The sequence below is a fragment of the Microlunatus aurantiacus genome (assembly GCF_039536605.1).
In the GTDB taxonomy this organism is placed as follows: domain Bacteria; phylum Actinomycetota; class Actinomycetes; order Propionibacteriales; family Propionibacteriaceae; genus Microlunatus; species Microlunatus aurantiacus.
The window spans coordinates 120,811-135,026 of the sequence record NZ_BAAAYX010000013.1; the positions used below are offsets into that span (position 1 = coordinate 120,811).

A 14,216-nucleotide genomic window follows, 5' to 3' on the forward strand; every position below is an offset into this window, starting at 1 on the left:
GAATACCTAGTCGTGCGAAGAGCGGTCAAACCGCGCGTCGTCGTGGACGGCTGACCCGAAAAGGGGACTCAACGGCTGAGGTCCGGCGTGTCGCACCAGCGCAGCCCGCTGAGCCCCCCCTTGTGGGTCAGCTGCCGGCGAGCACCGGCTCCCGGACGGTCCGGGTGTCGCCCGCGTCGTCGATGGAGTCGATGTTGGCCGAGTCGTAGACGTCCAGGTCGAGCAGACCGTTGCGCTTGGCCACGATGGTCGGGATCAGCGCCTGACCGGCCACGTTGGTGGCGGTCCGGATCATGTCCAGGATCGGGTCGATGGCCAGGAGCAGACCCACTCCTTCGAGCGGGAGACCCAGGGTGGACAGGGTCAGGGTGAGCATCACGACGGCGCCGGTGATGCCGGCCGTCGCGGCGGAGCCCACCACGGAGACGAAGGCGATCAGCAGGTAGTCGGTCACACCCAGCTGGACGCCGAACAGCTGGGCGACCGTGATGGCGGCCAGCGCCGGGTAGATCGCGGCGCAGCCGTCCATCTTGGTGGTCGCGCCCAGCGGCACCGCGAACGACGCGTAGTTCTCCGAGACGCCCAGGTTCCGGGTGACGACCCGCTGGGTCAGCGGCAGGGTGCCGACCGAGCTGCGGGACACGAACGCGAACGAGATGGCCGGCCAGGCTCCGGCGAAGAACCGGCTCGGCTTCAGGCCGTGGGCGCGGGCCAGCAGCGGGTAGACCACGAAGAGCACTATCAGGCACCCCACGTAGACGTCGATGGTGAACACGGCGAGCGGCGCGATCAGGTCCCAGCCGTAGTCGGCCACGGCCCGCCCGATCAGACCGGCGGTGCCGATCGGGGCGAGCTTGATGATCCACCAGGTGATCTTCTGGAAGATGGCCAGACCGCTGCGGACCACGCCGAGGAACGGCTCGGCCGGCTCCCCCACGGCCAGCGCGGCGGCGCCGAGCACGATGCCCAGCACGACCAGCTGCAGCACGTTGAACGACAGGCCGCTGGAGTCGGACTCCAGGCCCAGGATGTTGGCCGGGACGACAGAGGCGAGGAAGTCCAGCCAGGAACCGGTCCGGCCGGGTGCCTCCGCACCGGCGGTGCCGATGGTCGCGTTGGCCCCGGGGTTGGTGAGGAGCCCCAGCGTGATGCCGATGGTGACCGCGATCAGGGCGGTCACCGCGAACCAGATCAGCGTCTGGACGGCGAGCTTGGCGGCATTGGCCACCTGACGCAGGTTGGCGATGCTCACGATGATCGCGGTCAGGACCAGCGGGACCACGATCACCTGCAGCAGGGAGACGAACGTGCCACCGACGGTCTTGAGGGTGGCCGCCAGCCAGTCCAGCGAGAAGGTGCGGGCGAGGAAGCCCAGCAGCAGGCCGAGGCCCAGGCCGAGCAGGACCTGCGCCCAGAAGGGGAAGGTGCGACGCCGGGCGGGCGCGTCGACGTGGACAGAGGAAGAAGACACGAGACGGTGCTTTCTGACGGGTGCGGATGAAGGAGATCAGCGGAGACGCCGACGACAGCCTTCGATCTCGAGACGGCACAGGTCGATCACTCGCCTGGCCCAGCAGTTCACAGCCACGTGATCGCGCAACCGCCGTTCCGGGCCCGCTATTCCGGTTGTCGACCCTCAGTTCTCACCCGGTGCTCAGGTCCCGCGCCAGGCGCATGCCAGGTCAGGCTGCGGGCCAGCACGAGGACGATGACCAGGGCGATGAGTGCGACGGTGTCGAGGGTGTTCACGGGACTTCCTCCGAGAGGATCTGGAGCGGATCAGGACGCTGTCCAGTCTTCGGCGAACGGCACGACGACGACACCACCCGTTGGTGGACTCCCGGTGGAGATCCGGGGGTGGGATCGAGGCGCGAGAGGCGCTGCACTCCCCGATGGGTCAGTGAGCGGCGGCGTGCCAGGAGTGCCCGATGCCGACCGACACGTCCAGCGGGACCTCCATCTCCACGGCGTGACCCATCTTGTCGCGGACCAACGCCGTCAGGGACTCGGCCTCACCCGCGGCGATCTCGAACACCAGCTCGTCGTGCACCTGCAGCAGCATCCGGCTGCGCATCCCCGCATCGGCCAGGGCCTTCTCGACGTCCAGCATCGCGACCTTGATGATGTCGGCGGCCGACCCCTGGATGGGGGCGTTGAGCGCCATCCGCTCCGCCATCTCGCGCCGCTGCCGGTTGTCGCTCATCAGGTCCGGCAGGTAGCGCCGCCGGCCGAGGAGCGTCTCGGTGTACTCCGTCCGACGGGCGTCGACCACGAGCGAGCGCAGGTAGTCGCGCACCCCCCCGAACCGCTCGAAGTACTCCTCCATCAGCGCCTTGGCCTCGGAGGTGTCGATGCTGAGCTGCTGGCTCAGACCGAAGGCGCTCAGCCCGTACGCCAGGCCGTAGTTCATCGCCTTGATCTTGGCCCGCTCGGCCGGTGACACCTCGTCGGGGGCGACGCCGAAGACCCGTGACGCGGTGACGGTGTGGAAGTCCATCCCGGACTTGAACGCCTCGATCAGGACGGCGTCCTCGCTCACGTGGGCCATGATCCGCATCTCGATCTGCGAGTAGTCGGCGCTCATCAGCGACTCGTAGCCCTCGCCGACCACGAACGCCTCCCGGATGCGCCGTCCCTCCTCGGTGCGGATCGGGATGTTCTGCAGGTTGGGGTCGGTGCTGGACAGCCGGCCGGTGGCGGCGATGGTCTGCACGTACGTGGTGTGGATCCGGCCGTCGTCGGCCACCGACTTGAGCAGACCCTCGACTGTCTGCCGCAGCCGGATGGCGTCACGGTGGATGAGCATCTGGGCCAGGAACGGGTGCTCGGTCTTCGCGTAGAGCTGCTGCAGGGCCTCCGCGTCGGTGGTGTAGCCGGTCCGCGTCCGGCGGGTCTTCGGCATCTTCAGCTCGTCGAACAGCACGACCTGCAGCTGCTTGGGCGAGCCGAGGTTGACCTGCTTGCCGAGGATCCGGAACGCCTCGTCGGCGGCCCGGTTGACGGTGGAGTCGAACTCCGCCTCCAACGCCTCCAGCAGGCCGACGTCGACGGCCACCCCGGTCTGCTCCATCCGGGCCAGCGTGCGCTGCAGGGGCAGCTCGACGCCGTAGAGCAGGCTCGTCCCGTTGTGGGCCTCGACGTCGGAGTCCAAGGCGTCGGCCAGGTCGATGACCGCGCGGGCGCGCACCATCGCCGCCTCGGCCGCCACCTCCGCGCCCGAGTCGTCGTCGCCGAAGTCGAGGGCGAGCTGGTCGTCGGCGGTGGCGTCCAGGGCGTCGGGGCCGGCGTCGACCTTGAGCTCGCGCTTGAGGTAGCGGATGGTCAGGTCGGCCAGGTCGAAGGTGCGCTGGTCGGGACGCACCAGGTAGGCCGCGAGCTGGGTGTCGGAGGTCAGTCCGGCCACCTCCCAACCGCGGGCCCAGAGCGCCAGCAACGCGCCCTTGGCGTCGTGCATGGCCTTGCGCTTGCCCGGGTCGGCCAACCAGGCGGCGAGCGCGTTCTCGTCCGCGGGCAGCAGCTCGGTGACGTCCACGTACGCCGCCGCACCGTCACCGGCGGCCAGTGCGAGGGCGCGGATGTCCCCCGTGCCCGAGCCCCAGTGCCCGATCACGTCCAGTCCCGTCCGGTCGCCCGCCGCGTGCTCGGCGAGCCAGGCCGCCAGCTCGCCGGGCTCCAGGATGACGCCGGACAGCTCGAAGCCGCCCTCGGGCACGATCTCCTCGTTGGGCAGCGCCTCCAGCAGCCGGTCCCGCAGCACCCGGAACTCCAGCTGGTCGAACAGCTGGTGGGTGGCCTCCCGGTCCCAGGGCCGGCGTTCGAAGTCGTCGATGCCCAGCGGCAGGTCGAGGTCGCGGATGAGCGCGTTGACCTGGCGGTTGAGCCGGACCGCGTCGATCCGCTCCTTGAACGCGTCGGCGGCCTTGCCCTTCAGCTCACCGGCGTGGGTGATGAGGTTGTCCAGGCCGTCGTACGTGGTCAGCCACTTGGCCGCGGTCTTGGGACCGACGCCGGGGATGCCGGGCAGGTTGTCGCTGGACTCCCCCACCAGCGCGGCCAGCTCGGGATAACGGTCGGGAGCGACGAAGTAGCGCTCCTCGACCGCCGACGGCGTCATCCGGGCGAGGTCGGAGACCCCCTTGCGCGGGTAGAGCACGGTGACGCGCTCACTGACCAGCTGGAACGCGTCCCGGTCCCCCGTGCAGATGAGGACGTCGTAGTCGGCCTCCTGGGCCTCCGTGGCCAGCGTGGCGATGACGTCGTCGGCCTCGAACCCCTCCACCCCGAGGTGCGGCACGTTCAGGGCGTCGAGGACCTCCTTGACCAGGTCCACCTGCCCCTTGAACTCGTCCGGGCTCGCCGACCGGTTGGCCTTGTAGTCCACGTAGAGCTCGGACCGGAACGTCTTGCGGGACACGTCGAACGCCACCGCCAGGTGGGTCGGGGCCTCGTCCCGCAACACGTTGATGAGCATCGAGGTGAACCCGAAGACGCCGTTCGTGTGCTGGCCGGTCTGGGTGGAGAAGTTCTCCACCGGCAGCGCGAAGAACGCCCGATACGCCACCGAGTGCCCGTCGATCAGCAGCAGCTTCGGACGGGTCGGCGTCACCGCCGCCGGGGCAGCACTCTTCTTCGCAGCAGGCACGCAGAGGACTCTATCCGCGCCCACCGACATCCCCGACCCACGCCGGTACGCCCGCAGGAGCCGGCGGCGGCGCTCACCAGCCGCACCCCGTCCGCACCTCTGCACCCTCCCGCCGTCACTGCACCCCTTATTGCCGGTGCATCGCCGTCCAGCCGGTGCACCGGCGACAAGAGGGTGCGGGAATCAGCCTCACGAGTGGAGCAGCACGTCCGCCAAGCTCAGGGGTGAGGGTCAGCCATTCCTACGACGGAACGGGCCGAGGTGAGGGCGAAGGCGACGACAGGACGAAGGTCGGGGTGGGCGGCGGCGGTCGCGTCAGGGAGTGGTGGGCGTTCCGAGCGGCGCGGAGCCTGCGAAGCAGAGCGAGGTGGGCAGGACGCGACCGCCGCCGCCCACCCCGATACACCGACCGACCCCACACCGAAACACAACCAAGCGCGTACGGGTGTCAGTCCTCGCCGAGGTACGCCTTGCGGACGTTCTCATCCACGAGCAACGCCTTGCCGGTGTTCTGCAGCACGATCTGGCCGACCTCCAGCACGTAGCCGTAGTCGGCCAGTGACAACGCGGCCTGGGCGTTCTGCTCGACCAGCAGGATGGTGACACCCTCCTTCTTCAGCTCGACGATCGTCGCCATGATCTTCTGCATCATCAGCGGCGAGAGACCCATCGACGGCTCGTCCAGCATCAGCAGCTTCGGCCGGCTCATCATGGCCCGGCCGATGGCCAGCATCTGCTGCTCGCCTCCGGAGAACGTCCCGGCCGGCTGCGACCGCCGCTCCTTGAGGATGGGGAACAGATCGAAGGCGCGGTCCAGGTCGCTGGCCACCCCCGCCTTGTCCCGGCGGGCGAACGCCCCGAGCATCAGGTTGTCCTCGACGGTCAGCCGCGGGAAGATCCGCCGCCCCTCCGGCGAGTGCGCCAACCCGAGGACGGTGATCTCGTGCGCCGGGGTGGCGTCGATCCGCTTCCCCTGGAACCAGATCTCCCCCGCCTCCGGCTTGATCAGCCCGGAGATCGTGCGCAGCGTGGTCGTCTTGCCGGCCCCGTTCGTGCCGACCAGGGTGACGACCTGGCCCTCCTCGACGGTGAACGAGATCCCCTTCACCGCGCGCACCCGTCCGTACGCGACCTTCAGGTCCTTGATCTCAAGCATCTCGGCTCCCCTCGCTGCCGTCCGCCGCCCGGTCCGGTTCGGTGGCGTCCTCCGGTCCGGTGCCGATGTAGGCCTCGATCACCCGCGGGTCGCTCTGCACCTCGGCGGGCGTGCCCTCGATCAGGGTCCGGCCCTGCACCAGGCAGAGCACCCGGTCGCACAGGTTGAAGATGAACCGCATGTCGTGCTCGATCACCACCACCGCCAGTCCCGTGTCGCGGATCCGGAAGACCAGCTCCTCGGCCTGCCGGGTCTCCTGCGGGTTCATCCCGGCGGTCGGCTCGTCCAGCAGGATGAGCTTCGGGTCGGTGGCCAGGGCGCGGGCGATCTCGAGCCGACGCTGATCGCCGTACGGGAGGTTGCGGGCCAGGTGGTCGGTGGTGTGGCCGAGACCGACGAAGTCCAGCAGCTCCTGCGACCGCTCCCGCACGGCCTTCTCGTCCCGGCGGAACTTGGGTCCGCGGATGATCGAGGTGAACGGTCCGGTGGTGGTCCGGCAGTAGCGCCCGACCATCACGTTCTCGAGCGCGGTCATGTTGCCGAAGAGCCGGATGTTCTGGAACGTGCGGGCCATGCCGGCCATCACGACCTTGCGGGGCTTGGGCGGCAGCACGGCGCCGTCGAAGACCACCCGCCCGCTGGTCGGCAGGTAGAGCCCGGTGAGGCAGTTGAAGAACGTGGTCTTGCCGGCCCCGTTCGGACCGATCAACCCCATGATCTCGCCGCGGCGGACCGTGAAGTTCACCGAGTCGACAGCTGTCAGGCCCCCGAACCTCATGGTGACGTCCTCGGCCTGCAGGATCACCTCCCCGGCGGCGCCGGCGGACTGGTCGTACGCGCTCGTGGCGGTCATGACGCCCCCCCTCCCTTGACGAGCCCGGTCTCCTCGACCTCTTCCTCGATCCGATCGACCAGGTCCTCGTCGTCGTCGTGGAACTCCAGCTGGCGGCGCTGGTTGGGCACCAGACCCTCCGGCCGGAACCGCATCATCAAGACCAGCAGCAGACCGAAGATCAGCAGTCGGTACTCGCTGACGAAGCGGAGCTTCTCGGGCATCAGCTTGAGGATGGTCGCGCCGATCAGCACCCCGAGGACGGTGCCCATGCCGCCCAGCACGATGGCGGCCAGCAGGAACGCCGACTCCAGGAACACGTACTGGTCCGGGGTCACCGACACGTCGACGTGAGCCTTGACCGACCCGGCCACCCCGGCCAGGAAGGCGCCGCCGGCGAAGGCGAACAGCTTCAGGCCGAAGACGTTGACGCCCATGGCCTCGGCGGCCTTCTCGTCCTCGCGGATGGCCACCCAGCCACGGCCGATCCGGCTGTTGTTGAGCCGGACGAAGACCAGGATGATCAGTCCGATGACCAGCAGCAGCAGGAAGTAGTAGTTGGAGAACCGGCCCAGCGGGATGCCGAACAGGACGTGGGTGTCGCCGAAGTCGAATCCGAACAGGTTCAGGTCGGGCACCCCGGGGATGCCGTTGGACCCGTGGGTCAGGTCCGGTCCGTCAGTGCCGTCCAGGTTGATCATCGAGATCCGGAAGATCTCCCCGAAGGCGAGGGTCACGATCGCCAGGTAGTCCCCCGACACCCGCAGCGTCGGGGAGCCGATGATCAGGCCCAGGGTGGCCGAGACGCAGCCGCTGATGAGCACCACCACGATGAACGGCGGGTGCCAGTCGATCGTGGCGAACGCCGACTTCGACAAGATCGCCGCCGTGAAGGCGCCCGCCCCCAGGAAGGCGATGTAGCCGAGGTCGAGCAGCCCGGCCAGACCGACCACGATGTTCAGACCCATGGCCGTGGCCGCGAAGATGATCACCTGGGTGGCGATCGACATGTTCGCGTCCGAGCCGCCCTGGGTCAGCGGGAAGGCGAAGGCCACCACGAAGGCCGAGAGGATCAGCACCTTGCGGTGCCGCTGGGTGCAGCTGGAGAGGAAGCCCATCACGCCGGAGGTGAAGAGCACCGCGATGATCGCGCCGATGAAACCGAGGAACGAGACGAAGGAGCCGCCGTCGTCCATGTTCAGCGCGAAGGCCGCACCGAACAGCGCCAGCGCCATCACGGCAGCGACGCAGATGATCTCGATCCACGGCTTCGCCACCAGGCCGCCCAGGTTGGGCGCCCGGTCGGCCAGCATCAGCTTGGTGCCGACGAAGGCCAGCCCGGCCCCGATCAGAGCGACCCAGCCGCCGTACTCGACGTTCACCAGGCCCTCGAGCTCGACCGCGATGCTGATGATGATGAGGACGATGTAGATCAGACCGCCGGTGGCGGCCGACTTGGCCCCGCGCACCCAACCGACGCGACGCTTGCGGCGGCGCTTGAGGTAGAGGTGGGAGCCGACCAGGAACCCGACCACGAGCAGACCCAGCACCAGGAAGAGGAACTGCATCGGGGACGGGTAGCCGAGCACCGTCATGTTGTCGAGCGCACTGCGACCGTACGCCCACGGCAGGAACGGTGCGGCGATCATGATCACGCCGCCGACCAGCGCCAGGATCCGGCCGGTGCCGGTGGTCCGCTGCTGGAGCTCAGGGGTGAGGGGGTTGGGGATCTTCATGCCCGGTCCACCACCCTCGCACCCAGCAGGCCCTGGGGTCTGAAGACCAGGACCAGGATCAGCAGGATGAAGGCCCAGACGTCCTTCCAGGCCGAGCCGCCGAACGGCTCGGGGATGTAGGTCGCGAGGACCTCCACCACACCGAGGACGAGACCGCCGACCACGGCACCGTTGATGTTGCCGATGCCACCGAGGACAGCGGCCGTGAACGCCTTGAGACCGGCCAGGAAGCCCATCTTGAAGTCGATGTTGGTGTAGCGGAGCCCGTACGCCAGACCGGCGACCGCCGCCAGCGCCGCGCCCACCGCGAACGCGACCATGATGATCCGGTCCACGTTGATGCCCATCAGCCGGGCGGTGTCGGGATCCTGCGAGGTGGCCTGCATCGCCCGACCGAGTCGGGACTTGTTGACGAAGAAGTAGAGGAACACCGTGCAGACGGCCAGCATCACCAAGGTGAGCAGGGCGGCGCGCTGGATCGTCAGGCTGCCCAGCTGGATGGCCGGGCCGGTGACGAAGTCGATCTGCGGGAACGGGATGGCCCGCTTGGAGTCGGGGAACCCGGGCAGTCGGCCGAAGAACAGCCGGATGGCCTCCTGCAGGAAGACCGAGACACCGATCGCGGTGATCAGCGGCGCGAGCCGGGGCGCGTTCCGCAGCGGGCGGTAGGCGAACCGCTCGGTCAGCAGCGCGACCCCGACGGCGGCCGCCATGCCACCGATCAGCATGATCGGCAGCAGCACCAGCGACGTCGAGGTGCCGGGCACGATGAACCAGGTGGCGAAGGCGCCGAACGCGCCGATCATGAAGATCTCGCCGTGGGCGAAGTTGATGAGCTGGATGATGCCGTAGACGACGGTGTAGCCGACGGCGATCAGGGCGTACAGCGCTCCCAGGGACAAACCGTTGATCAGCTGTTGGAGCACGTCCATGCAGGGCCTCCGTGGCGATGTGACCGACGTGGACGGCCGCCGGACCGGCATGGTCCGAGCGGGCCGTGTTGCAGGGCTGACGACAGCGGCGGGTGGTGCTGAGCACCACCCGCCGCTGTCACTGACGACTAGCTACCGGTCTTGTCGGCGACCCACTTGCCGCCGGTGACCTTGTAGACGGTCAGCACCTTGGTCTTCGTGTCACCGAACTCGTCGAAGGCGACCGGACCGGTCGCACCGTCGAAGGACACTCCGCCGATCGCGGTGACGGTGGCCTCGCGGGCCGACTTGGCGTCGGAGGCGTCCTTGAGGGACACCTTCAGGCCGTTGATGATGGCGTTGGCGGCATCGAAGGCGTAGGCACCGTAGGCCGCGTAGGGCTCCGAGAAGCCGCCGGCGGTGTAGGCGTCGACGAAGGCCTTGGCCGACGGCAGGGACTCGGTCGGGGCACCCACCGAGGTGGCCAGGTCACCGTCGGAGGACTTGCCGGCCAGCTCGATGAACGCGGGGTCGAAGATCCCGTCGCCACCCATCAGCGGGACGTTGAGACCGGCAGCCTTCATCTGCTGGCTCAGCGGACCGGCCTGCGGGTACTCACCGCCGTAGTAGACGGCCTTGGGGTTGGCCGACTTCACCTTGTTGATGACGGCGGAGAAGTCCTTGTCATCGGGGTTGATGGTCTCGGCCGCGACGATCTTGCCGCCACCGGACTCCAGGGCGGTGGTGAAGGCGGCGACCAGACCCTGGCCGTACGCCTTCTTGTCGTGGATGGTGGCGACGTCCTTCATGTCCGCGCCGATCAGGTAGTTCGCGGCGAACGGGCCCTGGACGGCGTCGGTGGTGCAGGTGCGGAAGTAGTTCGGGTAGGTGCGCTTCGGCGCGGTCAGGTCCGCGCCCTGGGTCAGCGTCGGGTTGGTGTTGGCCGGCGACACCATGGCGATGTTCGCGGAGGCGAGCACCGGCTGCACCGACTGGGCGACCGAGGAGTTCAGCGTGCCGACCACACCGACCACCTCGTCGTCACCGGCGAGCTTGGTGGCGGCGTTCTTGCCGACGTCGGGCTTGGCCTCGTCGTCCTCGGCCGCGAGCTCCAGGGTCCAGCCCGGGATCGCGTTCGAGTCGTTGGCCTGCTTGATGGCCAGGTTCACCGAGTTGCGGATACCCAGACCCAGCGCTGACAGATCCCCCGACAGCGGAGCGATGACGCCGATCTTGGCGACCTTGTTGCTGGACTCTCCGGTGGTGCCGCCCTCTTCGGCGCGGCTGCCACAAGCGGACATGGACAGGGTGGCCGCGAGCAGGGTGGCTCCGACGGCTATGAGCCGATGCTTTCGCACGTTCGTTCTCCTCCTGGAGGGGTTCGCTGCGTGCTCGCGGGCCGGACAACGACTGGATGACGGCCTGACGATTCCGCGAGCATCTGCACAGTAAGCGCGGAATCTCAGCGGAACGTCAGGTTTAGCGGTCGTGTTGCCAGTTCGTTACACGACTGAATGCCCCGGGGGGCCGATCCGCTACTTCTTCTTGGCTCCGGCACCGTGCTCGATGACGCCTTCGGCCACCTCGCGCATCGACTTGCGGAGGTCCATGGCGGTCTTCTGGATCCACCGGAACGCCTCGGGCTCGGTCAGACCGAGACCGGTCTGCAGCATGCCCTTCGCCCGGTCGACGGCCTTGCGCGACTCCAACCGCTCGGTCAGGTCCTCGACCTCGGCCTCGACAGCGGTGATCTCGGCGAACCGGGCGCGGGCGATCTCGATGGCCGGGATCAGGTCGGCCTTGCCGAACGGCTTGACGACGTAGGCCATGGCGCCCGCCTGCCGGGCCCGGTCGACCAGCTCCCGCTGGCTGAAGGCGGTCAGCATGACCACCGGGGCGATCCGCTCGCTGGCGATCTTCTCGGCCGCGCTGATGCCGTCGAGCTTGGGCATCTTCACGTCCATCACGACCAGGTCCGGGCGCAGCTGGGTGGTCAGCTCCACGGCCGCCTCACCGTCGCCGGCCTGGCCGACCACGTCGTAGCCCTCTTCGGTCAGCATCTCGACGAGGTCCAGGCGGATCAGCACCTCGTCCTCGGCCACCACCACTCGCGTCGGAGCTTCGGTCTCGCCGGTGTTGGCTTCATCTGTCGTCACGGGGGTCACTCTAGCCAGCACGGCCGACGGCCAGCAGTCCTCGCACCCCGGTGGTCTACCCCAGGGGCGCCGACCGGGCGCGCCGCCCCGGGGACCTGCGCGTACCGGGAAGGGGACCTGAGCGTGCCGGGGAGGGGAGTCGAACCCCCATGTCCTTGCGGACAAACGGTTTTGAGCCGTCCGCGTATGCCATTCCGCCACCCCGGCGGGAGCAGCTGCGGCGCCTGCCGCGGGGTCGTACGTTACTACGGGCCACCGGTCGGTCGCGACCCACGATCCCCGCCCCGGCCGCGCCGACGCACCACGGCGTACGCCCGCGCCCGTGGTGGTCCACGGGCGCCAGGAGCCGCAGGCGTGCGTCAGCCGCCGGCTGGGGTCAGAGCGGGGCGCCGATCCGGCGGACCCGGATCATGTTGGTGTGCCCGGCGACCCCGGGCGGGGAGCCGGCGACGATGACGACCCGCTCACCCTCAGCGATCAGGTCGCTCTCCATCAGGGCCTTGTCGACCTGACGGATCATGTCGTCGGTGTGGGACACCATCGGGACCAGGAACGACTCCACACCCCAGTTGAGCGTGAGGGTCGCGCGGGTCTGCTCGATCGGGGTGAAGGCCAGGATCGGGATGGGCGACCGCAGCCGGGACAGCCGGCGGGCGGAGTCACCCGAGTGGGTGAAGGCGACTAGGAACTTCGCGTCGATCCGCTGCGCGACCTCGGCCGCCGCCTTGGTGATGACCCCGCTGGTGGTGTGCGGGTCCCAGTCGATGTTCTGCAGCTGCTCCAACCCGTGGTCCTCGGTGTTGGCCACGATCCGGGCCATGGTCTGTACGGTCAGCACCGGGTACTCCCCGACGCTGGTCTCGCCGGACAGCATCACGGCGTCGGCGCCGTCGAGGATGGCGTTGGCGACGTCGGACGCCTCTGCACGGGTGGGCCGCGGTGCGGAGATCATCGACTCCAGCATCTGGGTGGCCACGATCACCGGCTTGGCCCACCGGCGGGCGGCGGTGACGATCTGCTTCTGGACCAGCGGCACCTCCTCCAGCGGGAGCTCCACCCCGAGGTCGCCGCGGGCGACCATGAACGCGTCGAACGCGTCGATGATCTCGTCGAGGTTGTCGATGGCCTGCGGCTTCTCCAGCTTGGCGATGACGGGCAGGCGCTTGCCCTCCTCGTCCATCACCTGGTGCACGATGTCGATGTCGGAGGCGCTGCGGACGAAGGACAGCGCGATCATGTCGACACCGTTCTGCAGTGCCCAGCGCAGGTCCGCGATGTCCTTCTCGCTCATGGCCGGCACGCTGACCGCCACACCGGGCAGGTTGATGCCCTTGTTGTTGCTGACGGCACCGCCGACGACGACCTTGGTCACCACGTCGGTCTCGGTGACCTCCACGGCCTCGAGCGCGAGGCGACCGTCATCGATCAGGATGCTGTCGCCCGGGCGCACGTCTCCGGTCAGCCCCTTGTAGGTCGTCGAGCACCGGTCGACGGTCCCCTGGATGTCGTCGACGGTGATGGTGAAGGTGGCACCGTCGACCAGCACCTCCTTGCCGTTGGCGAACCGGCCGAGACGGATCTTGGGGCCCTGGAGGTCGGCGAGCACGCCCACCGGACGTCCCACCGACTTCGATGCCGCCCGGACGTTGTCCAGATTGGCCTTGTGGTCGGAATAGTCGCCATGGCTCATGTTGAGCCGGGCGACATCCATCCCGGCCTCCACCAGCTCGACGAGTCGCTCAGGCGCGGACGAGGCCGGGCCGAGCGTGCACACGATGTTTGCTCTACGCACGAGGCGACCCTACAGAAGGGACCTGGACCCTGTCGCCACACCCATCCCCGTGGGCGGCCGGTCGGCTCAGGCCCGGGCGACGACGTCCAGGGCGTTCCGCAGGTCGGCGGGATACTCGGAGCTGAAGGTGACCTGCTCGTTGCGCACCGGGTGCACGAAACCGAGCCCGACGGCGTGCAGCCACTGGCGCTCGAGCCCGAGCCGGGCGGCCAGGACCGGGTCGCCGCCGTACATCGGGTCACCGACGCAGGGGTGCCGGATGGCGGCCATGTGCACCCGGATCTGGTGGGTGCGGCCGGTCTCCAGGTGCACCTCGAGCAGCGTGGTCCCGACGAACGCGTGCAGTGTCTCGTAGTGGGTGACGCTGTGCCGTCCGCCCGCGGTGATGGCCATCTTGTACTCCGCGCTGGGGTGCCGTCCGATGGGTGCGTCGATGGTGCCGACGAACGGGTCGGGATGTCCCTGGACCAGCGTGTGGTACGTCTTGTCGACCGTCCGGGAGCGGAAGGCCCGCTTCAGCCCGGTGTAGGCGAGCTCGCTCTTGGCCACCACCATCAGCCCCGACGTGCCGACGTCGAGGCGCTGGACGATCCCCTGCCGCTCCGGGACGCCGGAGGTCGAGATCCGGAACCCGGCGGCCGCCAGGTGCCCGAGGACGGTCGGTCCGCTCCAGCCCACGCTCGGGTGGGCGGCCACGCCGACGGGCTTGTCGATCACCACGATGTCGTGGTCGTCGTAGACGATCGTGAGTCCCGGCGCGGTCATCGGCTGCACGACCGCGGTCCGCGGCTCGTCCAGGGTCACCTCGAGCAGCGCGCCCGCATGGACCCGATCGGACTTCCCGGCCACGGCGCCGTCCAGCAGCACCCCTCCGGTCGCCGCCAGGTCCGCGACCCGGCTGCGGGAGAGCCCCAGCATCCGGGCGAGGGCGGCGTCCACCCGCTCCCCCTCCAGGCCCTCGGGGACCAACAGCACCCGGGACTCGGTCACG

11 protein-coding genes and 1 tRNA gene are annotated in these 14,216 nt (G+C 69.0%); all 12 read right to left on the reverse strand.

The window, feature by feature from the left end:
- Positions 1-127: 127 nt before the first annotated feature.
- Entirely contained in the window at positions 128-1,471 is a 1,344-nt protein-coding gene (locus tag ABD714_RS14415; protein WP_344813076.1) for a dicarboxylate/amino acid:cation symporter, read from the reverse strand.
- 146 nt (positions 1,472-1,617) lie between these two features.
- Entirely contained in the window at positions 1,618-1,749 is a 132-nt protein-coding gene (locus ABD714_RS14420; protein WP_344813077.1) for a hypothetical protein, read from the reverse strand.
- 148 nt (positions 1,750-1,897) lie between these two features.
- Positions 1,898-4,642, reverse strand: a complete 2,745-nt coding sequence (gene polA, locus ABD714_RS14425; RefSeq protein WP_344813078.1) for a DNA polymerase I — start codon at positions 4,640-4,642, stop codon at positions 1,898-1,900.
- A 448-nt stretch (positions 4,643-5,090) separates the two neighbouring features.
- Positions 5,091-5,798 carry an ABC transporter ATP-binding protein gene (locus ABD714_RS14430; protein ID WP_344813079.1) on the reverse strand — a complete coding sequence of 236 codons (708 nt, stop codon included), beginning with the start codon at positions 5,796-5,798 and terminating at the stop codon, positions 5,091-5,093.
- Positions 5,791-6,651, reverse strand: a complete 861-nt coding sequence (locus ABD714_RS14435; RefSeq protein WP_344813080.1) for an ABC transporter ATP-binding protein — start codon at positions 6,649-6,651, stop codon at positions 5,791-5,793. Before ABD714_RS14435 ends, ABD714_RS14430 begins: the two co-directional genes overlap by 8 nt.
- A complete protein-coding gene (locus ABD714_RS14440) occupies positions 6,648-8,366 on the reverse strand; it encodes a branched-chain amino acid ABC transporter permease (RefSeq protein WP_344813081.1) in 1,719 nt (572 codons plus the stop codon). Before ABD714_RS14440 ends, ABD714_RS14435 begins: the two co-directional genes overlap by 4 nt.
- Positions 8,363-9,298: a branched-chain amino acid ABC transporter permease gene (locus tag ABD714_RS14445; RefSeq protein ID WP_344813082.1), complete on the reverse strand. Its 936-nt coding sequence runs from the start codon at positions 9,296-9,298 to the stop codon at positions 8,363-8,365. The genes ABD714_RS14440 and ABD714_RS14445 overlap by 4 nt, the downstream gene beginning before the upstream one ends.
- A 128-nt stretch (positions 9,299-9,426) precedes the next feature.
- A complete protein-coding gene (locus ABD714_RS14450) occupies positions 9,427-10,635 on the reverse strand; it encodes a branched-chain amino acid ABC transporter substrate-binding protein (RefSeq protein WP_344813083.1) in 1,209 nt (402 codons plus the stop codon).
- Positions 10,636-10,812: 177 nt separating this feature from the next.
- The gene (locus ABD714_RS14455) at positions 10,813-11,433 is read right to left on the reverse strand and encodes an ANTAR domain-containing response regulator (protein WP_344813084.1); all 621 of its coding nucleotides are present in this window, start codon (positions 11,431-11,433) and stop codon (positions 10,813-10,815) included.
- A 124-nt stretch (positions 11,434-11,557) separates the two neighbouring features.
- Positions 11,558-11,640: transfer RNA gene (locus tag ABD714_RS14460), tRNA-Leu, on the reverse strand.
- A 169-nt stretch (positions 11,641-11,809) separates the two neighbouring features.
- Positions 11,810-13,225 carry a pyruvate kinase gene (pyk, locus tag ABD714_RS14465; protein ID WP_344813085.1) on the reverse strand — a complete coding sequence of 472 codons (1,416 nt, stop codon included), beginning with the start codon at positions 13,223-13,225 and terminating at the stop codon, positions 11,810-11,812.
- Between the two features lie 66 nt (positions 13,226-13,291).
- Positions 13,292-14,215 carry an RluA family pseudouridine synthase gene (locus tag ABD714_RS14470; RefSeq protein WP_344813086.1) on the reverse strand — a complete coding sequence of 308 codons (924 nt, stop codon included), beginning with the start codon at positions 14,213-14,215 and terminating at the stop codon, positions 13,292-13,294.
- Position 14,216: the final 1 nt, after the last annotated feature.

What these genes read in the sequence shown, in the direction of transcription:
- ABD714_RS14440 (WP_344813081.1), bottom strand. Translation starts at nt 8,366, where the DNA reads ATGAAGATCCCCAACCCCCTCACCCCTGAGCTCCAGCAGCGGACCACC.
- ABD714_RS14430 (WP_344813079.1), bottom strand. Translation starts at nt 5,798, where the DNA reads ATGCTTGAGATCAAGGACCTGAAGGTCGCGTACGGACGGGTGCGCGCG.
- ABD714_RS14445 (WP_344813082.1), bottom strand. Translation starts at nt 9,298, where the DNA reads ATGGACGTGCTCCAACAGCTGATCAACGGTTTGTCCCTGGGAGCGCTG.
- ABD714_RS14435 (WP_344813080.1), bottom strand. Translation starts at nt 6,651, where the DNA reads ATGACCGCCACGAGCGCGTACGACCAGTCCGCCGGCGCCGCCGGGGAG.